The following is a 22,010-nucleotide window of genomic DNA, read 5'->3' as shown; positions in this document are numbered from 1 at the left end:
ACAGTATTTGCCGAAAATGCAATTCCGTTGGTATGACGGTTAAATACAGTAAACTTTATATCAGCCAGTATCGGATTTTTCTGTTTCGATATACGCGCCGCAAAAAACCGCGACAGCTTTTTACGTCTGCGCGGTTTGCAAGCTTTAATTTTTATTTGTGCAGCCAGTTTACAGAGCTTCCCTGCTCTCTGGCAAAGTGAGCATCGTTGATGGTTTCGGCAATGATATTACCCTGCCAGTCATTCAGAGTGCTGACAGAAACATTATGCACACTCAGCTTCCACAGATTGTTCAGCGGTATACCTAAAAGCAGGCACAGCTGCACGCGGATAATACCGCCATGCGATACAATCGCGATATTTTTCTCGTGACCTTCACGCTTGAAGATATAATCAAAAGCCGCCTGACAGCGACGCGCTACATCATGAAAGCTTTCGCCCTGCGGCGGAATCCATTCGCCCGGACGCGTCAGGAAATCATCCATCTCCTTAGGCCAGCGGCGGCTGATTTCCGCATATTCCAGCCCCTCCCAGGCACCGAAGCTTACCTCCTGCAGCAAATCCAGCGGCTGATAGGACATATTCTTACTCATAGCCAGCGGTGCTGCCGTCATGCAGGCACGCAGCATAGAGCTGCAGTAAATCTTGTCAACCGGCAGATGTTGCATATAGGCAGACAACTTCTCGGACTGCTCCAGACCTTTGGCGTTCAGCGGCATGTTGATGCGTCCCTGAAAGCGGTGTCCTTTGTTGCTGTCCGTTTCACCGTGACGAATTAAATATATTCTACCCATTAAGCCTTCGCTCCTTTTTTAGATTGCTCTGCCAGAGAAAATTCCTTCATCTCGGCATGTACGCCTGCTTCCTCAAAGGTTTCCATTTCCTTATAGGCCTTGATGCCGGCATTGAACAGCGTAAAGCAGACAGCAGCGCCCTCACCGGCACCATCGGGAATATTCAGGCGCAGCGGTGCCGTAAGCCCCAGCTCCTGCAGGCATTCTTCTGCACCCGGCTCTGTGGAAACATGACCGGCAAAGCAGTAGTCTAAAACTGCCGGTGCCATTTCTGCCGCCTTTTTGGCAGCTTTGCAAACAGCAACACCGTCCAGCATTACCGGCACCTTCATAGCTGCAGCCTGCAGCAGAGCGCCGGCCATAGCGGTGCGTACCATCTCATTATCAGGATTAGAAAGGCAGCCAAAGCCTAAAAGTCCCAGTCCCTTTTCGTGCACCAGCTCCTGCACCAGGGCAGCGCCCTCTTCCAGAGCGTCAGCCTCCTCCTCCGAGGTTACGAGCAGAGCCACTGCCTTCGCACCGGTTTCTGCAGCCAGCACGTTCACCGGCCATTTGGCGTGCATAATTTTTTCGGCCTGAGCAGCCTCTTCGATACCGCACCACACCAGCAAATCGCGTTTAGGATAATCTAAATCCTCTTTTTCATAAATGCCCTTGATACCGCAATAGCGCGAGGTCATTTCTTCCAGCTTGGCCAGACTGCCAACCGGCTTAATCAGATTATCAAAGCGTGTCTGCGCCAGCTTCATACAGCCTCTGTCCGCAGGCACAATCTTTTGGATTATTTCTTCTATATGCATAGCATTTTTCCTTTCTCTCTTTAGAATTCGGCAAAATATTGCCGGGGAAATATATCAGATTATATAGGTTGCAAGCATCAGGTAAACCACAACGCCGCATTCCGTCAAAAAGCCGTAGGTATCACCGGTAAGACCGCCCAGCTGACCGCTGAGGAAATGCGCAATGCCCTGGCAGATAACAAAGGCCGCTATCGCCGTATACAGATACGGCAGACCGCAGGCTGCTACCAGCGCCAGGCAAAGTGCAAAGGCAATATAGGTGTACATCGGCTTGGCATAGGCCTTAAACATATGACCGATACCGGTTTTGCGTGCATACTTATAATTGACAATGTAGGTAACCATAAAGGTGCGCGTTGCTACAAAAACGGCAACCAGAGCAAACGACAGCTTTACAGGCGGCAATGTAGTATAGGCAGCAACCTTCAGCAGCACGAGGCAGACAAGTGCGATAACGGCGTTAGAGCCTACGTGGCTATCCTTCATGATTTCCAGCATACGCTCACGGTCACGGGCGCTGAAAACACCGTCGGAGGTATCCATAAAGCCGTCATACATCAGCGCGCCGATAATAATCAGCTCCGCAAGCACCAGCATCACTGCGCGCATTAAATCAGGTGTGTGCAGATAATACAGACCGTAATTTACCGCACCCATAAAAACGCCCATTACCAGGCCAACCAAAGGGAAGTACGGCACGCTGCGGCTGAAATCGTCATCATGCCAGTCCGTACGGTTGGAAAAGCGGATTCTGGTCAAAAATTCCAGACAAGTTACAAAATCACGCATCACATCACCTGCTTAAATGATTATACACGTCCATTGCTGCCTGCAGCACAACAATAGCCAAGGAGGCACCGGTGCCCTCACCCAGGCGCATACCGGCATCCACAATCGGCGAAAGCTGCATCAGCTCCAGCATTTTCTTGTGGGAAATATCGCTGCTCAGATGCGAGCAAAGCATATAATCGCGGCACTGCGGATAGAGGCCGTAGGCCAGCAGTGCTGCAGCCGTGGCATTGACACCGTCAACCATTGTCGGTACACGGCGGCGGGCCGCACCGATAATAACACCGGCCAGACCTGCGTGGTCATAGCCGCCTACCTTGCAGAGAATGTCCATCGCATCACCCTGCTTCGGCATATTTTTAGCCAGGCCGTCGATAACAACCTGACGCTTAATCTTCATGCGTTCGTCATTAATACCGCTGCCGCGACCGACAGTCAGCTGCGGGTCCAGTCCCAGAAAGGCGCTGGCAATAGCAGAGGTAGAAGTTGTATTGCCGATACCCATTTCGCCTGTATAAAGCATATTATAGCCTTGGTCGATGCACATATCAGCCATTTCGATGCCAACGGCAATCGCTTTTTCCGCCTGCTCGCGTGTCATCGCCGGTCCCTGGGTGAAGTCATTTGTTCCCCAAGCTACCTTTTTCTGATAAACCTTGGGCAAATCGCTCAAATCAAAGGCAGTGCCTACATCGCAGACGAAAACATCGGCGTGCGCATGACGAGCCAGTACGGTAGCACCGGCAGTACCGCGCATATAGCCGTTAATCATCTGGCGCGTGACCTCCTGCGGATAAGCGCTGACACCGTATTTGGCAATACCGTGGTCACCGCACATCAGAACCATCGCCGTCTTTAATTTATTCGGTAAATCCTTGCCTAGCATACCGGCAAGACCTACAACCATATCCTCCAGCTTGCCCAGATTAGCTGCCGGCTTGTCTATCTTAGCGTAGCCTGCCCGCACTTCTTGCATACGTTCTTCATCCAGAGCAGGTATTATGATTTTCTCCATATCAGTCGTTATTCTCCTTCATCCTCAAATTTAAAAGCCAATTTTTTTACGTCTACGGCCTGACCTGCCACACAATAATAAACATGGTCAGCCTCATTAGCCACACGCTGGTTAACCCAGCCGGCAAGGTCACGGTATTCACGCGCCATCTGATTATCCGGCACAATACCGCTGCCCACCTCGTTCGTAACAAAGACAACGATTTTGCCGCAATTTCGTGCTGCTGCCAGCACCTTGTCAATTTCATCAAATACTACCTGACAGCGCTCCAGGAATTCACCCGCCGGCGCATCCTTGCCATAAAGCAGGTTACACATATAAACAGTCAGGCAGTCAAACAGAACCGCTCCTGTTTCCGCTGACAGCGCTTCAAGCGTGCGCTCGGCATGATAAGGCGCTTCGTGATTAATCCAACGCGCATCACGACGCTCACGATGCAGACGCACGCGCTCCGCCATTTCCTCATCTAAGATTTCTGCCGTAGCAATGTAATCGCATTTGGGAGAATAATGCAATACATAGCGTTCTGCAAATTCGCTTTTGCCGCTGCGGGCTCCTCCGGTAACCATAATAATTTTTCCAGGCATATTTCAACCTCCCTTCGTTTTTGTAAGCTGCATGCTTTTCATTTTATGCATATATGAAAAAAGCTCCCTTGCGGGAGATTCACAAAATGCAGCTGCAGCCAAAAATTCTATATTTACGCATACCAAAGCCAGCCTATCTCCCGTAGGCTCCAAGCTTCGTAACAGGCAGGTCTCCTGGCTTAGCTTCATCGCCCTCAGCGCCTTCCCAACTTGCGTCAGTGACATAATTGCCTGGGCTCCGCTTACAGTAGCGGGACTGCTCCGGATTCTCACCGGCATTCCCTTTTCAGCACCGGCCTCAACCGGCGCACCTGTCAAAAAAATTCCAAGTATATATATTCGACAGCAATTCCTATAATCCTGCTAAGGCGCAAAAAAAGAGCTGCCTAAGCAGCTCTTTCAGGAATTTCGTTATTTTGCGTAATCAACAGCACGGGTTTCGCGGATAATAACAACCTTGATCTGACCGGGATATTCCATTTCAGCTTCAATCTTCTTGGAGATATCGCGTGCCAGAAGCACAGCGGAAGCATCATCGATAACATCCGGCTTAACCATAATGCGGATTTCGCGGCCAGCCTGTACGGCATAGCATTTTTCAACGCCCTCAAAGGACTCAGAAATTTCTTCCAATCGAGTTAAACGCTTCAGGTAGCTTTCCAGAGTTTCGCGTCTTGCACCCGGGCGGGCAGCAGATACTGCGTCAGCGGCAGATACCAGAACAGCTTCAACACTCTTAGGCTCGCAGTCACCATGATGTGCCAGAATAGCATTGACAATCAGGTCGGACTCACGGAACTTCTTGGCAATTTCGCCGCCGATTTCAACGTGAGAGCCTTCCATTTCATGGTCGATAGCCTTGCCGATATCATGCAGCAGGCCGGCACGCTTAGCCAGAACAACGTCAACACCAAGCTCAGAAGCCATTACACCTGCAAGGTTGGCAACCTCAACAGAATGGTTCAGGACATTCTGACCATAGCTGGTACGATATTTCAGGCGGCCCAGCAGCTTAATCAGTTCTGGGTGCAGACCATGCACACCGACAGCAAAGGTAGCCTGTTCGCCGGCTTCCTTAATCTTCTGCTCAACCTCTTTTTGTGCCTTTTCAACCATTTCCTCAATGCGGGACGGATGAATACGACCATCATTAATCAATTTTTCCAGAGCGATACGGGCAACCTCGCGGCGTACCGGATCGAAGCCGGAAATAATAACAGCCTCCGGAGTATCATCGATAATCAGATCGATGCCGGTAAGGGTTTCCAGAGTACGGATGTTACGGCCTTCACGACCGATAATGCGGCCCTTCATTTCATCGTTAGGCAGGCCTACTACGGAAACGGTGGTTTCCGCTACATGGTCTGCTGCACAACGTTGAATTGCCAGGGAAATAATTTCTCTTGCCTTGCGGTCCGCTTCATCTTTTGCCTGTTGCTCCAGATCCTTAACCATCATAGCAGATTCATGCTTAACCTCGTCCTCGAGGGATTGCAGCAGCTCCTGCTTTGCTTCATCACTGGTCAGTCCGGAAATACGCTCCAGTTCAACCTGACGTTTTTCCAGCATTGCATCAGCCTTCTCCTGAGCAGCGTTCAGGCGCTGTTCCTTGGAAGCCAGCTTTTCTTCTTTGCGTTCGAAGGATTCGATTTTACGGTCCAGATTTTCTTCTTTTTGCAGCAGGCGACGCTCCTGACGCTGCAGGTCATTACGTCTGTCTTTATTTTCACGCTCCATATCGGAACGAAGACGATGGATTTCTTCTTTAGCCTCCATCATGATTTCTTTGCGTTTTGCTTCGCCGGTCTGCTCCGCATCCTGTACAATACGGATAGCCTGCTCTTCTGCAGTAGCAATTTTACCTTCAGCAACATTTTTGCGAACCAGATAACCTACTGCACCGCCAGCCAGACCAACGACAACAGCTGTACCGATAATTTCTAAAATCGTCCTCACCTCCTAAAATTAGATTTTTCCAAGATTTTTTTGCACAGTAACAGCAGGCGCCTGCTTGCGTCTGCTATAGATGTCCTTATTCCGTTGAATCTATAATAAATCACTGTATTATCTATTCTGAAATAGGGCAAAAAATAAGGCAACCGCTTTACGCGTCGCCTCGTGAAAATCGTAGATATTAACACGATTGGATAACTACATTATAGTGTATATTTAACAAAATTGTCAAGTTTAACCGCTATATATTGTCTGAAAAATGCAATTTACCCAATATAATGTGCACATATCTTGATGAAAAGCCACGGGCCGCCATAAAGCGTCCCGCAGCCGCATATATTTTCTTGTTGTCAGTTTCTGCTGTTAGCTTGCGCTGATTGCGCTGCACGAAAAGCTGCGCCGCATTCTCCGCCTGCTGCTCTTCAATGTCAGGCGTAAAGCGTTCCATGATTTCCGCAGCCACGTCCGGGCGTATGCCGCGCTTGGTCAGCTCCAGCTGCAGATGCTGTCTGCCGTAATAGCGTTTGGCCAGCCAGGCCTCGTACACCCTTTGGGCGTAACGCTCCTCGTTCAGCAGACCGTAATCCTCCAGCTTGGCCACCGTCTCCAGCGCCTGTGACTTAGTTGCACCCTTGCGCTGCAAGCGCTCCAGCATATCCTTATGACTGTAATCACGGTAAGACAATAAATCCAGCGCGCAGTCATAAACCTGCTGCGCGCCGGTAAAGCCTTCTTCCTTTTTCTTATTCCTTAAAGATCGACTCCACATCCTGCAACGGCTCCTCAGCTGCTTCCTTATTATCGCTCTTGGCAATCGTCACTGCGCGGATTTTAGCTTCGATTTCTTGGGCAATTTCCGGATTCTCACGCAAAAAGTCTTTAACCTTTTCCTTGCCCTGTCCTAAACGGATATCACCGTAGGAATACCAGGCACCGCTCTTGTTGATAATATCAAGGTCTGCGCCCAGATCAACAAGGCAGCCCTCATGAGAAATGCCTTTGCCATACATAATATCGAACTCAGCCTGTCTGAACGGAGGTGCTACCTTGTTCTTGACAACCTTAACGCGGGTACGGCTGCCGATAACATCGTTGCCGTTTTTCAGCGTGTCGATACGACGTACATCCATACGGACGGTAGAGTAGAATTTCAGTGCGCGGCCACCGGTAGTGGTTTCCGGATTACCGAACATAACGCCAACCTTTTCACGGATCTGGTTGATGAAAATAGTAGCACATTTGGATTTGGAAATCAGACCTGTCAGCTTACGCAGAGCCTGGCTCATCAGACGTGCCTGCAGGCCTACGTGGGAATCACCCATTTCGCCTTCGATTTCGGCACGCGGAACCAAAGCTGCAACGGAGTCAATAACAATAATATCAATAGCGCCGCTGCGTACCAGTGCGTCAGCAATTTCCAAAGCCTGTTCGCCGTTATCCGGCTGAGAAATCAGCAGATCGTCAATATCTACACCCAGATGACGGGCATATTCCGGATCCAGTGCATGCTCCGCATCGATAAATGCCGCATAGCCGCCCATCTTCTGAGCTTCGGCAATCATATGCAAAGCAACAGTAGTTTTACCGGAAGATTCAGGACCGTAAATCTCAATAACACGTCCACGCGGAATACCACCGACACCAAGAGCAATATCTAAGGATAAAGCACCTGTAGGAATAACCTCAATATTCATCTTGGCACTTGCTTCGCCCAGCATCATAATGCTGCCCTTGCCAAAATCCTTTTCAATCTGGTGCATCGCCATGTCTAAGGCTTTCTTTTTATCTGCGTCCATCTGCTTGCCTCCTAATATATAAAATTAAATTTAATCACTTCACTGCCTTTATTATACAAACAAAAGTTTCGTTTGTCAAGAAAAGTTTTGTTATTTGATATTCTGTTTAGCAGCTTCCAGCTGTGCCTGCTTTTCCTTTTCTTCCAACAGGTGCTTGATTTCATCCTGAGTATATTCATAGGTGCTGTTGCAGAATTCGCAGTGTGCTTCCGTAGTTTTGTCCTGCGCCAGCTCCTCCAGAGATTTTACATCAAGGCTGCCCAAAGCCGCCAGAATGCGCTCACGGCTGCAGCGGCATTTGAAGCTCAGGGGAATGGTTTCTTTAATATCAACGTCCAGACCGCGGCCGATAATTTCAATCATCTTTTGCGGAGTATAACCGATTTCCAGCAGCTGGGTTACATACGGAGTCAGGTTAACGTTGTTTTCCAGCTTTTCCAGAACCTCGTCGGTGCAGCCCGGCATAGCCTGAATAAAGAAGCCGCCGGAGGCTGTTACGTTGCCGTCCTTGTCAACCAGTACGCCCAGAGCAACGCTTGTCGGTGTCTGTTCGGATACATAGAGGTATTTAGTCAGGTCGCTGGCGATTTCGCCGTCCTGCAGCTCGCAGTAGCCGGTGAAGGGCTCTGCATTCTGCAGATAACGCGTTACGATAATATTACCCGCGCCGATGCCGCCGCCGACATCCAGCTTGCCATTTTTCAGGGGCAAAAATGCATCGGGGTTTTCTACATAACCACGCACTGTGCTACCTTCGGCATCTGCTACTACCTCGCCCAAAGGACCGTCGCCCTTCAGACGCAGGCTGATGCGCTCGTTATCCTTCATTGTTGCGGCCAGCAGCAGCGCGCCGTTCATCGCACGTCCCAAAGCAGCGCTTGCCAGATGGGAGCAGCCGTGCTTTTTAGCTGCTTCCTGTACCAGATTAGTGGTGCATAATGCATAAATACGTACACCGTCGGCCGTAGCCTTTGTCAAAACATCTTCCATAATATCTGCCTCACAATCCTGCCTTACGGCAAAAATTTTACTTGCTTAATAAAACAAGCCCACTAAACTACTGCTAGCGGGCTTGCAAATTTCATGCATGGGGAACAGCCTGTTATCAGCTCTTCCACAATGTCAATTATAAATCATAATAGTCAAAAAGGCAAGCGGTGAAAATGTTACATTTCTTTGAAGAGATTTACCATTTCCATTGCGGTCATTGCGCAGTCTACGCCCTTGTTGCCGGCCTTGGTGCCAGCACGTTCTACAGCCTGCTGAATGTTTTCGGTGGTGAGTACGCCGAAGGCTACGGGTACGCCGGTTTGCATGCTTACCTGAGCGATGCCTTTGGAGGCTTCGGCGCATACATAGTCAAAGTGCGGGGTTGCGCCGCGGATTACGGCACCTAAGCAGATTACTGCGTCATATTTGCCGCTTTCTGCGAGTTTTTTTGCTGCCATGGGGATTTCGAAGGCGCCGGGTACCCAGGCTACGGTGAGGTCTTCGTCAGCTGCTTCGTGGCGGATGAGGCAGTCTACGCAGCCGCTGAGGAGTTTGCTGGTGATGAATTCGTTGAAGCGGGCTACGACGATGGCAATTTTCATGTTTTTGGCGGTGAGTTTTCCTTCTAAGGTTTTCATGGTTTGTTCCTCCTGAGTTTTGTGAATTTATATTTTGCTTTGTGTTTTATTTTTCTGTTTTTAGTTATGCGTGCTGTTATGATACTTTTTGTCCTGGTCGACAAAAAGTATCCAAAAAACGCCCTTTTCGGCTGCTCCGCCGGATTCCGGCGACTAGATTCGCAGAATTTTTCACGTCGCTGATTTTTGTGTGACGTGCTTCCATAGGCTTCGTCAACACTCCAGCGAAAAATTCCTGTGCCTGTCCGTTACGAGCGATGTTCGCAGAACATCGGTGTTCTAGCGAACCCGTCGTCCGTTCCGGTCTACGCAGCGCCTAGAGTGGTGTGCTGTTTGTTAATGCGAAGTTTTGGCGTTCTAAAACTTTATGCGTAGTTTTGCGTGCTTCCGTTTCGCTTGCATTATTGATACTTTTTGCCCAGGGCGGCAAAAAGTATCCAAAAAACGCCCTTTTCGGCTGCTCCGCCGGATTCCGGCGACTAGATTCACAGAATTTTTCACGTCGCTGATTTTTGTGTGACGTGCTTCCTATTGGTTACGTCAACGCTCCAGCGAAAAATTCCTGTGCCTATCCGTTGCTGGCGATGTTCGCAGAACATCGATGTGCTGGCTGGCCCGTCGTCCGTTCCGGTCTGCGCAGCGCCTAGTATTGCGTTCTGATTGTTTTAGCCTAGTTTTGGCGTTCTAAATACTTAATGCTAAGTTTAGTCTTCCGGCGACTTGGCTTGCGGTATTGATACTTTTTGTCCTGGTCGACAAAAAGTATCCAAAAAACGCCCTTATGTGCTGCTCCGCCGGATTCCGACGACTAGATTCGCAGAATTTTTCACGTCGCTGATTTTTGTATGACGTGCTGCCGCTGGCTTCGTCAACACTCCAGCGAAAAATTCCTGTGCCTGTCCGTTGCGAGCGCAATTCGCTATACATCGATGTGCTTGCGAGCCCGTCGTCCGTTCCGGTCTGCGCAGCGCCTAGTGTGGCGTGCTTATTGCTCAGCCGAAGTTTACGTTTCAGATTGCGCAGCGCCGAGTGTGACGTGCTTATTGTTTATAAGCAGGTTATAGATGCGTAATTAATATATCGTGAAGCGAATAAAAATTTTAGCAAATTTTTCCTGAGCGCAATGATATGTTAATTGCAACGCTTGCATGCCTATATATTTCTTAGTGTTTGCCGCAGCTGCAGCCTTCGTGCAGCTTGTGGCCCATTTTCTCTTCTTTAACGTCGAGATAGTGTTCGTTGTATTCGTTCGGCTCCATGATGATGGGCACGCGGTCGGTGATGGTGATGCCATAACCGGAGAGGCCTATGCGTTTTGCGGGGTTATTGGTAATCAGGCGGATGCTGGTGAGTCCGAGGTCTGCCAGAATCTGTGCACCCATGCCGTAATCACGCAGGTCGGGAGCAAAGCCCAGGCGTACGTTGGCTTCTACGGTATCAAGGCCCTGATCCTGCAATGCATATGCACGGATTTTGTTGGCCAGGCCTATACCGCGGCCCTCCTGACGCATATAAACGACAGTGCCGCAGCCTTCCTTTTCAATCATCTTCAGCGCAGTTGCCAGCTGGTCGCCGCAGTCACAGCGCAGGCTGCCGAAGGCATCACCGGTCAGGCACTCGCTGTGTACGCGCACGAGCACGTCCTTTTTACCGGCAACATCACCCTTGACAATAGCAACATGGCAAAGGTTATCCAAATCGTTTTCATATGCAATAATGCGGAAATTGCCGTATTTAGTCGGCAACGCAGCCTCAGCGGCACGATGCACCATTTTTTCGTGTGCCTTGCGATAAGCAACAAGCTCGGCAACAGTGATGAAAACGAGCTTATGCTTTTTGGCGAACTCGATTAAATCCGGAGTACGCGCCATATGGCCGTCATCGTTCATAATCTCGCAGCAGATGCCTACCGGCTGCAGGCCTGCCAGCTTGCACAAATCAACAGTGGTTTCGGTGTGACCGGTACGCACCAGTACACCGCCCTTGCGTGCGCGCAGCGGGAAAACGTGGCCCGGACGGCGGAAGTCGCTCGGCTGTGCACCGGGCTCAGCGCATTTTTTCATGGTATATGCGCGCTCGTAAGCGGAAATACCGGTGGTGGTATCAACATGATCAATAGAAACAGAGAAGGCTGTTTCGTGATTGTCGGTGTTGTGTGTTACCATAGCGCCAAACTGCAGCTTGTCCATAACCTCGCTGTCTGCCGGCATGCAGATAAGTCCACGTGCTTCCTTAGCCATAAAGTTAATAGCCTCGGGAGTGCACAGCTCGGCTGCCATAATCAGGTCTCCTTCGTTTTCGCGGTCCTCGTCATCGGTTACCAGTACCATCTGACCTGCTTTAATCGCAGCGATGGCTTCATCAATTGTATTATACTTAAACTTTTCCATTTTCTACCTCTTTGTTGCTGCTCAGATAAACCCATTTTCCAGCAGCATATTTTTATTTAAAGCAGGCTCCTGAGTCTGCTTGGGATTAAATTTTAACATTTGCTCTACATATTTGCCGATAATATCCGTTTCCAGATTTACGCTGTCGCCTACATCCTTAAAGCCAAGAGTTGTTTCCTTGGCGGTATGCGGAATCAGCGATACGGAAAAGCTGCTTTCCGTAACCTGCGTCACCGTCAGGCTGATGCCGTCAATCGCAATGCTGCCCTTTTTGATGATATATTTCAAAAGCTCCGGCGGCGTATTGATGGTTACCACCATCGCAATGCCCTCAGGCCTGCGGCTGGCAATTACGCCCAGCCCTTCCACGTGTCCGCTGACAATATGACCGTCAAGACCGTCGCACAGGCGCAGCGTGCGCTCAAGATTCACCCTGTCGCCGGCATGCAGGCTGCCGATATTGGTCAGGCGCACGGTTTCCGGCATCACGTCGGCGGTAAAGGCGGTGTCATCCATGCTTACTACCGTCAGGCAGGCGCCGTTGACGGCAACACTGTCACCGATTTTCAAATTCTGCAGTACCTTCACCGCAGCAACTGTCAGGTGATAGGATTCACCCTGCTGCGCCAGCTTCTGCACCGTGCCCAGTTCGGCTACCAATCCTGTAAACATTATTCAGCCTCCCTCAGCAGCTCCTGCTTATCCAGCTCCGGCACCAGACCTGTTATCAGTACATCACTGCCCAATTTTTCCATATCGACCTCTGTCAGCTGCCAGCCCGTTTCTACCAGACTGCTGCCTGCACCGCCCACCGGGGGCAGAGCTGCAGCGCCGCCGATCAGCTTGGGCGCTACAAAGGCGCACACTCTGTCAGCAAGGCCTGCATCAAAGAAGGCACCGTGAATCGCACTGCCTCCTTCTACCAGCAGGCTGGTAATACCGCGCTCGGCCAAAGCCTGTACAACCTGTGCCACAGGCAGCACGCCGTCAGCCAACGGCAGACGTACCACCTCTACGTTAGGCAGAGCAGCCAGCGCTTCCGCCTTAACGATATCGGAATCCAAACCGGTAAAGATAATCGTATCCGCCAGCGGATTCAGAACTGCTGCCATCAGCGAAATCTTCAGGCTGCTGTCGAGCACCACGCGCACCGGATTTTTGCCGCGCACCAATCGTGTAGTCAGCTCTGGATCATCCTCCAGCACCGTGCCGATGCCGACAAGCACAGCATCATGCTGCTTACGCAGGCGGTGTGCGAAGGTACGTGCCTCCTCGCCGGTAATCCATTTGCTGTCGCCCGTTGCCGTGGCAATCTTGCCATCCAGTGTCATAGCGTATTTTAAAGTAATAAACGGACGCTGCTTCGTAATCCAGGTAAAGAAGCGTTCATTCAGGCGCTGTGCTTCTTTTTCGCACACGCCGGTAACAACCTCTATACCCTGCAGGCGCAGATATTCCAAACCCTGACCTGCAACCTTTGGGTTAGGATCAAGGCAGGCCACCACAACCTTGCCGATGCCCGCGCGTGCTAAGGCTACGCAGCAGGGACCGGTGCGTCCGTAATGGGAGCAGGGCTCCAGCGTTACATAGGCCGTTGCACCCTGAGCCATCTGCTTAGCCTCCGCCAAGGCATTGACCTCGGCATGCGGTTCGCCGGCCTTATGATGATAGCCCTCACCCACAATATTGCCTTCGGCATCCACAATCACACAGCCAACCATCGGATTGGGACTGGTATTGCCCTCTGCCTGCAGCGCCAGCTCCAAGGCCCGCTGCATATATGCTTCATCTGTCATTCTTGCCAAAATATCACCTTCCAGTAATATAAAAAACCGCATAAAGACCTAAGGAGCCTATATGCGGTAAAAATACAGTTTTGCCACCTTTTCTCATCCAGACTATACTGTCGGTACCGGAATCACACCGGTTCATGCGCTGCTGCGCTAGCGGACTTTACCGCCGATCGGGAATTGCACCCTGCCCCAAAGGTTACATTATGAAGTTATTTTTATTATAGCGTCAAATTTTCTTCCAGTCAAGAAAACTATACGTGAACAGTATGATTTACTTCGCTGCCTCTTTAATAATTTCGTAGGTCCAGCGTGCAGTGTTGTACAGGTCCTCTTCCTTCAGATATTCCGCAGTAGTATGCACGTTGCTCATGCCGGTTGCCAACAGGCCGCAGGGCAGGCCGTAGCCGCAAAGATAGTTGCCGTCGCTGCAGCCGCCGGTTGTTTTCAGCTCTACCGGGAAGCCCAGTGTTTCCGCAGCGCGTGCTGCCAGCTTAATGCATTCGTGGTCCTTGTTCAGCTCCACAGCAGGACAGCCTTCCACTACGTCGAATTCAACCTGACCGCCGCCGGCTTCAACAGCTTCTTTAATCAGCGCGATAGTAGAATCCTTCAACGCTTCCAGACGCGGTACGTTCAGAGAACGCATATCAATGACAAATTTAGCCTCCGGGCAAACGATGTTGGTGCCTACGCCTGCATTGAACATGCCAATGTTAAAGGTGGTTTCGCTGTCCAGACGACCATAAGCAGGCAGCTTGGACAGAGCGTCCGCCGCCAGCATAATCGCATTGACGCCTTCTTCCGGAGCAATGCCTGCATGGGCAGCCTTGCCCTTGACGGTTACATAAATATCGTACAGCTTCGGTGCAGCGTAGGTAATTTCGCCCGGTGCACCGCCGATATCCATGCAATAGCCGTAATCGGCCTTAATCCAGCTTTGGTCCATGTTTACTACGCCCAGGCAGCCGATTTCCTCGCTGACGGTAAAGCACAGCTGCACGTCGCCGTGAGCTACACCATCCTCCTTCAGTGCGCGCACCGCCTCCAGCATGGCAGCAACGCCAACCTTGTCGTCACCGCCCAGAGTTGTGGTACCATCGCTGTACAGCACGCCGTCCTTGCGGACAACCTTGGTGCCTGTTGTCGGTGCTACGGAATCCATGTGCGCTTCGAACAGCAGCTTCGGAGCATTCGGCACAGTGCCCTTTACATAGGCCCACACATTACCGCAGGTACCGCCGGTTTTTTCGTGTGCCTTATCCATCTCCGGCTCCAGACCAAGCTCGCGCAGCTTCGCCATAATCAGCTCCGCTTCCTGCTTTTCATCCTTACTGGGGCAGGGAACGCTTACCAGCTCTATAAATTCATCAATCAATCTTGTTTTGTTTATCATTACAGTCACCTCGTAGTAGTTTAATATATAAGCATATTATATACCTTAATGAAAGCCGCACGCAAGTTTAACTGCCGGCAATATTACAGCTGCAGATAGCGACAGGCCAGATACAAAGCGCCCGCAACCAAACCACCGCAGGCACGGATGCGCAGCTTTTTCACATCAACACGCTCCGGGTCGCTCTTCTGCAGACGGCCGATGCCGCCCAGCAGCAGCCATGCGGAAAACAGCAGCATGGCCGCCGCCAGATAATCCCAGCTTTCCAATTTAGCAAAAATCTCCATTATATCACCTATTCTTTATTCTTTTGCGGACACAGATATGCATAGTGACAGTAAGCACAGCTTTCGTTACAGATGCAGGCGAAATCGTCCTCCTCGCCCTTACCGCTGATTTCCTCGCACAGCTCTATTGCTTCCTGCAGGTACGATTTATCCAACGGCAGCTGCCAGACGCTCATGTTCTGCAAAAAGTGCAGCTCGGCGCGCACAACTCTTTTGCCGGGGTACAGCTTTTCCGCAGCATCCTTATACAGCGCCAGCTGATAAGCATAGCCCAGCTTCACCTCGTCAGGCTCCGGCGGCGTACCTGTTTTATAGTCCACTATAATCATATTATCATCTTCGTCAAAGGACAGCAAATCAATTACGCCCTCAGCCGCCAGCTCCTGCTGCAGAGGCTGTACAAATTCTAATTCACGCTTCTGCTTTTTGGGCAATGCTTTATACAAATCGCTGACAATATAAGCATCAAACATACTCTTGGCCTGTGTTGCTGCAGCGCCGGGAGCAAATTCATCCAACGCAATGGCAAAAACAGCCTCCGCATTATAGCCATTATACAGCTCCAGCGCTTTGTGCACAATACTGCCGATTACACTTGCCGGCAGCTCACGCGCCTGCTCGTCAGCAACTGTCTGCTCCAGCTCGGGCAGCGCCAGAACCTGCTGGTAGTAGTACTGGCGCTGGCAATGCAGATACGTCTGCAGCGCACTTGCCGTAAAGCAAGTGCGGCCGCAGGCTGCGTAGGCAGGCAGCGGTGCCAAGGCCAACGGTTCCAGCACCAGCTGCTGCTGCTCGCCCTGCTGCACAACAGCCGGGCTTAAAGCATCAGCACACAAAAGGCGTACCCATGGACAGCTGCTTTCCTGCTTTTCCCAGTCAGCCTCGTATACTGCCTGAAGCTGCTGCCACCAGCCCTTGGCGGCAGGCAACCCGATAACAGCCTCCGGCAGCTTTTCTTCCGCCACCGTACCGACCATTAAAAGCTGCTTTTGCGCACGCGTCATAGCAACGTACAGCAAGCGTCTGGCTTCTTCCTCTTCCAGCACCTTGTCGCGCGCCTTCGCCAGCTCGTACACGCCGCTGTTTTGCAGCTGCATTTCCTTATCGGGTACCTTGATGCCCAAAAGTCCCTGCTCGCCTTCCTTGCCGGGCAAATATTTGATAGACGCAGTATCGCCCTTCACTGATTTATCTAGCTGCGGTAAAATAACCAGATCGAATTCCAAGCCCTTGGAATTATGTATCGTCATAATCTGCAGTGCATCATCGGCCTGTACGGTAGCGGCAGGCTCCTTGCTGCTGCTTGCGCGCAAATCCTTAACGTTTTGCAGCCATTCCGCCAGCGAAGCCTGCTTCGTCTGGCAATACTGCTGTGCCAGGCGGCGCAGCTTTTTGACATTGGCCAGCTTGCTCGGGCCGTTTTCCTGCTGCGACAGAACGAATTCCGGCTTCAGCTCGTCCCAAAGCTGTGCAAACAGCTCCGGCAGTGCCATCAGCGCTGCTGCCTGACGCAGGCTGCGTAAGCGTTCGGCAGCCCGCATAGCCAGCGCCTGCTGCTCCGGCTGCAGGTTCAGCTGCAGCTCACCGCTGCCGACAGCCTGCAAAACGTCCCACAGCTGTCTGTCCTTGCCCGTCTGCCAGAAAAGCTGCGTCAGTGTAGCATCGTTCAGGCCGAAATAGTTGGAGCGCAAAGCACCTGCCAGCTCCAGGCTTGCGTACCGGTTGTGCAGCGCAGCCAGCAGATTCAGAATATCCAGAACCTCCTGCTGCTCATAAAAACCCTTGCCCTTAACTACTACGCAATTTATGCCGTAGCCTTGCAGCGTCTGGCGCAAAATTTCGCAATGCGTCATTGCTCGCAGCAAAATAGCCTTGCTTGCCCCCGGCCTGAGCTGCGGCTCAACCTTGGGCAGCTCCTGCTGCAGATAGGCGGCGATTGCCTCTGCCTCCTTCTGCCATTTATCCTCTTTAGCGCCCAGGTCATCATCCTTGGATTTATACGGCACCTGCAGCAGGCAAACCTTAGCGCCGCCGGTGTTAGCACCCTCGTGATGCTCCAGGCAGATTTCCTCCTTCGGCAAATCCATCAGCTGACAAAAGGCGGTATTACAGCTTTCGACAATGCTTTGCGTGCTGCGGAAGTTGGTTTTCATGCCAAGGTTTTTGCCAGCATTCTGCGCAATATCCTCTTTTACCCTATTAAAGACGCTGACATCCGCATGACGGAAACGATAAATAGACTGCTTTACGTCACCGACGATAAAAAGATTATTCGTATTATCCAGCTTATTGCCGCAGAGCAGATAAATCAGCTGACGCTGGCGTTCGTTGGTGTCCTGGAACTCGTCTACCATAATATATTTATAGCGCTCCTGATACTTTTGCCGCAGCGCCTCATTCTTCTGCAAATGCTCGATGGCCAGCAAATCCAGATCATCATTAAACAGGACATTATTTTCCTGCTTGCGTGCGCTCAGGCAGGCATAAAACTCCTGCAGCACGGCGAGCCAATCCTGCACTAAATCGCAGCCCTTGGCGTTCAAAAGTACATTGTTCAGCTCCTGACGCAGATTTTTTAAATTAGTCAGCTCCGCTGCCAACGCCTTGCCGCTAACCTTAACAACGCCCGACGCATCCAACAGGGAGCAATCCGGCTCCGGCGCCAGCAGCTGCTTTTGCATTTCGTCCAGCAGTCCTGCTGCCTCCGTCAAGGTCTGGCGTCCCTTGGTCTTTGCCCCCAAAGCCTCGCGCGCTTCGATTACCTCGCGCACAGCAGCAAACAGCTTCTGCTGCAGGGCCGGCAGTTCTTCCTTCGCCTTAAGATAAGGCTCTGCCAGATTATCTTCACGCACCAGCTCCGACAGCTTGTCCCCCAGCGCCGTAACCTGATTAACGAAGCTGTTGACGCCGTAGGTTTGCACCAGCCTGCGCAGGGCAGCGTTTTCCTTGATATTTTTGCGTAAATATTGCTGCAGCGTTTCTTTAAAAAAGTCCTGCGCTTCAAAATCCTCTAAAATCGTAAATTCCGGATCAAGCTGTGTTTCTACCGGGTTATCTCTCAAAATACGGCTGCACAGGCTATGAATCGTGCTTATCGGCGCACTCTCCACCTTCTGCAGATGCTCCTGCCAGCGCAGTCTTTCCAAATCATTCTGCGCCTGCTCCACACATTCGCTTACAGCCTGACGTACACGCCCCTTGATTTCGTCGGCAGCCTTGCGCGTAAAGGTTATCGCCACAATATTCGTGGGATTAACGCTCAAATCAGCGCGCAGAATTTGCACAAAGCGCTTCATCAGCACATAGGTTTTACCGCTGCCGGCACCGGCGAGCAGCGAAACATTGCTTTTAATCGTATTTATCGCCAAAGCCTGCTCCGGTGTAGGATTCTTACTCATCGCTCTCGCCTCCCTGTCCGCCGTCGCCGCTCACCAGCTGCACACGGCAAATATCATGTAACGGGCAATATACATCGCAGCGCCTGCAGCCTGCCAATGCAAAATCGCCTGCATAAATTCTTTCTATATAATCCTTCAGCAGCTGCTCTTTTTCCTGCTTAAAGCTATCCCAGGTCAGCTCTGCGGCGTTCTTCGGCTTTTTATACGGCAAGTCGCTGTTGCCCACGCTTTCCAGCAAAAAGGCACTTTTACGCTTGCCCTCCTTCAGCGAATAATAGCAGCCGCCGCTGACTGCAAGCTGCTCCTTGGAAAGCTCCGCCACCGCCAGCAGATACACCGGCAGCTGCAGGTCGAGCCCTTGCTCCATCGCACTGCCTGTGGGAGGAGTGCCGCTTTTATAGTCCGTGATAAAGGCATGCTCGCCGTCGCTGTCGATTCTGTCAACTCTGCCGATGAGCGATACATCACTGCCGTCACTGAGCGTCAGGTACAAGGGCTTGCCGTTTTTAGAGCTAAAATCCCATTCCACGGCCTGCGGCGTAAAGCCTCCCCAACGCTGCTGGTCGGCATATTCAAAGTGCAGCCAGCGCACCAGCATACGCCATAAGCGCTGCTTTTCCACCTGCCAGATATCCTCGTTTACGGAAGCAACGGTGCTGCTGCCGTCATTGCGCGCAGCGGTGCAGACATCCTCAAAGACTGCTTCCAGCTCCTCCGTCAGGTCTTCCATAGTTTCACCGATAATTTTGCTCCCAAGATAAGGCTCGACAAAATTCTTCAGCGTCTGGTGCAGAATATCACCGGCATCACGCGGCTGCAGCAAATCATCCGCTTCCTCCTCCGACTGCGCCAGCCACACCTTCTCCGCCAAAAAGCGGAAGGGACAGGCAGCGTAAGCCTCCAGCCTGCTCGCGCTGAAGCGGCTGCCGATTTGCTTACGCAGCAGCTTCGTCGGCAGGGAATTTTGCAAATCGCCGTTATATTCCGGCTGCTGTGCCTTACGCAGAATATCCGCTTTGGCTGCCAACTGCTGCTCCGCAGAGGGAGCCTTTTGCCCGCTGAGCTCTGCTATTTTCGGCAAATCCGCAGCAGCAAAGCGCTTGTCGCTATACGCCTCCTCCGCCGAAGCAACGCCGAAATCAGGCAGCGTCTGCGATTTCACATAGTTCTTGTCCAGACGCTTGTCCTCACTTCCCGGCTGCAAAAACAGCTTCCAAATTTCCTCCAGATAGCTGCTGGCCAGGCTTTCGCCCACATCCTCATGCCAAGTGAGGATGAGCTCCCTTTGCGCCGCACACACAGCCTGAGCAAAGAAATAGGCATCCTCATCAAAGGAGGAGCCAACCGTGGGCAAATCATAGCCTGCATCCGCCAGCTGCTTACGCTCCGTATCGTTATAAATCCAGTTTTCGTTTTTAGCCTGCGGAAATTCGCCCTCGCGCAGGCCCATAATATACACGCTGTCAAAGCTCAGGCCCTGTACGTTGCCAACCTCCGTAAAGAGTACGCCGTCCCTGCGGCCGAAGCGCAGCGTAAGCTGCACCTGTCCCAAGGCCTCCTGCAGCAGGCTGTTCCACTGGCTCAGCGTCAGCTTATAGGTAAGATTGTGCGCAACATCATAATCATGCACCAGCTGCTGCACAGCCTTCAGCACAGCGTCCTTGCTACGCAGGCAGGTCAGCATAAAGTCAATAGCTACTCCCTGCTTATGCAAGCTGCCCAAACGTTCCTCCAATGGCAGCGATTGCACAAGCTGCGTCAGCTGCCCGGCATATTCGCTGATTGTTGCCTCCGCTTTGGTATTTTCTATAAAAGCATCCAGCTGCTGCCACAGCTCCGTTGCATCGCCCAGCAGCTCGTGTGCTTTCTGCATAGCCTCCTGACGTGTTTTGAAATACGTTTGCGTGCGCAGGCTGCTTGCCGTTTCCACATCCACATCAAAGAACAGACGCAAAAGCTCGCAGTTCAGCAGCTCCAGATAGGCCGTTGCCGCCTCACGTCCCCTGCCTGCGGCAGTAAGCAGCAGGCGCAGCATAACAGCCAATGGCTGCGACACCAGCGCTGTCGTCTGCGGCAGGCTCACCGGCACACCGTATTCATCCGCCAGCTGGCGCAGGCCGCTGTATAAGGAAAAGTCGCGCACGGCAACAACAATGCGATTGGCAGCGCACTTTTCATGCGCCAGCTGTTGCTTGATACGCTTCAGCACCCAGCGCATCTCCTGCTCATCGGAGGCAAAACAGTAGCTTTCCACACCCTCCGCAATTACCGGTGCAGGCGCATGCCCCAAGTGACGCAGCTGCCGCATAGCAACGCCTGCCGGAGCTTGTCCCAATTCCTCTGCCGCAAGGCTTGCAACAGTCGCACCAAGAATTTTGAGCGCGTTGACGGTGTTCGTGCTCGCGCGCATAAACTTGGTAATCGATTCATACTTCGCCTTTTCGTCGGAGCTTACTCTGCGTCCTTCGTAGCTCATGCTGATTACCAGATTATCCACATGCTTTGCCAATGCCTGCAGAAAGTTTATCTGCACCTGGTCAAGGCTGAAGAAATCGCAGATATAAATATGCTTCCAGGGAATTTTGCAATCCTGCTTCTCCAACATCTTCTCTGCCAGACGATACTTGCCCTCCAGGTCGTACCAGTTATTGTTTTCCAGATATTGACGATAAAGCAGATAAAAATTGCAGACACCCAAATCCTTGCCCTTCAGCTCATCCTCCTCAAAGGATTTTTGGATTTGGCCGTAGATATCGTCCTTAGTGGCACCGCAGCGCGACAGCTGGCTTACGAGTGAGGTCATGGCCTTCACAAAGCCTGTTTTATGCGCCAGCGAGCCGAAATATTCCAGCTGCTTGTGTGTGGTCATACCGGTAAGCTGCTTGTTCTCCATCATGTAGTCAATAATATCCTGCACAATCAGCTCCTGACTGCGACGGCTCAATTCCTTGTAATCGGTACCGCCGTTGATATTCATCAGCTTGCTGGCCAAGGTGTCCATGCCCATGGTTTCAACATTAGGGTAATTGCGGCGCACCTCGTCCATCAGCAGGCGGTTCGGCAGCACCAGTACGCCCTCGCCCAACGGCTGCTGCGAAAGCTCCTCTGCCAGCTGCGAGCGCAGGCTGCAGCCGAGAGGTACATAAATCAACTTTGCCATAACAATCTCCTTCTTTTACTTCTCTAATGCTTCAAGTAATCTTGATAAAATCTCTATACCATTTATTATACCATAAGCGACTGTCAAAGATTGTCTATTTGAGGAACAAACTTTTAGGAAGAAAGGAACAGTAACCTCCTCTCTCCTCACTTGACTTTTCTCTCCGCTTCAATTAAACTTAAAGTATGTTCTTACAAAACTGCAGGTAACATTACGCTTCCAGCTACC

At 51.4% G+C, this 22,010-nt stretch carries 17 protein-coding genes and 2 riboswitches; all 17 genes read right to left on the bottom strand.

Features of this window, described 5'->3' with window-relative positions; translation table 11 throughout:
* Positions 1-151: 151 nt before the first annotated feature.
* On the bottom strand, positions 152-793 hold the full coding sequence (locus tag Q0612_RS09465; RefSeq protein ID WP_298883922.1) for a histidine phosphatase family protein: 642 nt from the start codon (positions 791-793) through the stop codon (positions 152-154).
* A complete protein-coding gene (locus Q0612_RS09460) occupies positions 793-1,593 on the bottom strand; it encodes a nicotinate-nucleotide--dimethylbenzimidazole phosphoribosyltransferase (protein ID WP_298883920.1) in 801 nt (266 codons plus the stop codon). Before Q0612_RS09460 ends, Q0612_RS09465 begins: the two co-directional genes overlap by 1 nt.
* 54 nt (positions 1,594-1,647) lie before the next feature.
* Complete coding sequence (cobS, locus tag Q0612_RS09455; protein WP_210684737.1) at positions 1,648-2,382, bottom strand: adenosylcobinamide-GDP ribazoletransferase; 735 nt, start codon at positions 2,380-2,382, stop codon at positions 1,648-1,650.
* A gap of 4 nt (positions 2,383-2,386) precedes the next feature.
* The gene (gene cobT / locus Q0612_RS09450) at positions 2,387-3,397 is read right to left on the bottom strand and encodes a nicotinate-nucleotide--dimethylbenzimidazole phosphoribosyltransferase (protein ID WP_298883915.1); all 1,011 of its coding nucleotides are present in this window, start codon (positions 3,395-3,397) and stop codon (positions 2,387-2,389) included.
* Positions 3,398-3,405: 8 nt separating this feature from the next.
* Positions 3,406-3,984, bottom strand: a complete 579-nt coding sequence (gene cobU / locus Q0612_RS09445) for a bifunctional adenosylcobinamide kinase/adenosylcobinamide-phosphate guanylyltransferase (protein WP_298883912.1) — start codon at positions 3,982-3,984, stop codon at positions 3,406-3,408.
* Positions 3,985-4,130: 146 nt separating this feature from the next.
* A riboswitch (cobalamin riboswitch) is annotated at positions 4,131-4,314 on the bottom strand.
* Between the two features lie 81 nt (positions 4,315-4,395).
* Positions 4,396-5,940, bottom strand: a complete 1,545-nt coding sequence (gene rny / locus Q0612_RS09440; RefSeq protein WP_293721852.1) for a ribonuclease Y — start codon at positions 5,938-5,940, stop codon at positions 4,396-4,398.
* Positions 5,941-6,178: 238 nt separating this feature from the next.
* Complete coding sequence (locus tag Q0612_RS09435; RefSeq protein WP_298883909.1) at positions 6,179-6,706, bottom strand: regulatory protein RecX; 528 nt, start codon at positions 6,704-6,706, stop codon at positions 6,179-6,181.
* A complete protein-coding gene (recA, locus tag Q0612_RS09430; RefSeq protein ID WP_009145142.1) occupies positions 6,681-7,733 on the bottom strand; it encodes a recombinase RecA in 1,053 nt (350 codons plus the stop codon). Before recA ends, Q0612_RS09435 begins: the two co-directional genes overlap by 26 nt.
* Before the next feature lie 90 nt (positions 7,734-7,823).
* A complete protein-coding gene (gene hslO, locus Q0612_RS09425; protein WP_298883907.1) occupies positions 7,824-8,723 on the bottom strand; it encodes an Hsp33 family molecular chaperone HslO in 900 nt (299 codons plus the stop codon).
* 176 nt (positions 8,724-8,899) lie between these two features.
* The gene (ribE, locus tag Q0612_RS09420) at positions 8,900-9,361 is read right to left on the bottom strand and encodes a 6,7-dimethyl-8-ribityllumazine synthase (protein ID WP_293390416.1); all 462 of its coding nucleotides are present in this window, start codon (positions 9,359-9,361) and stop codon (positions 8,900-8,902) included.
* Positions 9,362-10,524: 1,163 nt separating this feature from the next.
* Entirely contained in the window at positions 10,525-11,751 is a 1,227-nt protein-coding gene (locus tag Q0612_RS09415) for a bifunctional 3,4-dihydroxy-2-butanone-4-phosphate synthase/GTP cyclohydrolase II (protein ID WP_298883904.1), read from the bottom strand.
* 21 nt (positions 11,752-11,772) lie between these two features.
* Positions 11,773-12,423, bottom strand: coding sequence for a riboflavin synthase (locus tag Q0612_RS09410; protein WP_293809892.1), 651 nt, complete (start codon positions 12,421-12,423; stop codon positions 11,773-11,775).
* Positions 12,423-13,547 carry a bifunctional diaminohydroxyphosphoribosylaminopyrimidine deaminase/5-amino-6-(5-phosphoribosylamino)uracil reductase RibD gene (gene ribD, locus Q0612_RS09405; RefSeq protein ID WP_298883991.1) on the bottom strand — a complete coding sequence of 375 codons (1,125 nt, stop codon included), beginning with the start codon at positions 13,545-13,547 and terminating at the stop codon, positions 12,423-12,425. The genes Q0612_RS09410 and ribD overlap by 1 nt, the downstream gene beginning before the upstream one ends.
* An 81-nt stretch (positions 13,548-13,628) precedes the next feature.
* Positions 13,629-13,745, bottom strand: a riboswitch (FMN riboswitch).
* A 70-nt stretch (positions 13,746-13,815) separates the two neighbouring features.
* Positions 13,816-14,937, bottom strand: a complete 1,122-nt coding sequence (locus Q0612_RS09400) for a M20/M25/M40 family metallo-hydrolase (protein WP_293692119.1) — start codon at positions 14,935-14,937, stop codon at positions 13,816-13,818.
* Between the two features lie 83 nt (positions 14,938-15,020).
* On the bottom strand, positions 15,021-15,224 hold the full coding sequence (locus Q0612_RS09395; protein ID WP_210684747.1) for a hypothetical protein: 204 nt from the start codon (positions 15,222-15,224) through the stop codon (positions 15,021-15,023).
* An 8-nt stretch (positions 15,225-15,232) separates the two neighbouring features.
* Positions 15,233-18,622 (bottom strand): exodeoxyribonuclease V subunit beta, encoded by a 3,390-nt coding sequence (locus tag Q0612_RS09390; protein ID WP_298883898.1) that lies wholly within the window; start codon positions 18,620-18,622, stop codon positions 15,233-15,235.
* A complete protein-coding gene (locus Q0612_RS09385; RefSeq protein ID WP_298883896.1) occupies positions 18,615-21,782 on the bottom strand; it encodes a PD-(D/E)XK nuclease family protein in 3,168 nt (1,055 codons plus the stop codon). Before Q0612_RS09385 ends, Q0612_RS09390 begins: the two co-directional genes overlap by 8 nt.
* Positions 21,783-22,010 lie beyond the last annotated feature (228 nt).

The sequence above is a fragment of the uncultured Phascolarctobacterium sp. genome (assembly GCF_937920985.1).
In the GTDB taxonomy this organism is placed as follows: Bacteria; Bacillota; Negativicutes; order Acidaminococcales; family Acidaminococcaceae; genus Phascolarctobacterium_A.
Note: the sequence above shows the minus strand (reverse complement) of the source record. Positions and strands in the feature narration are given on the sequence as shown.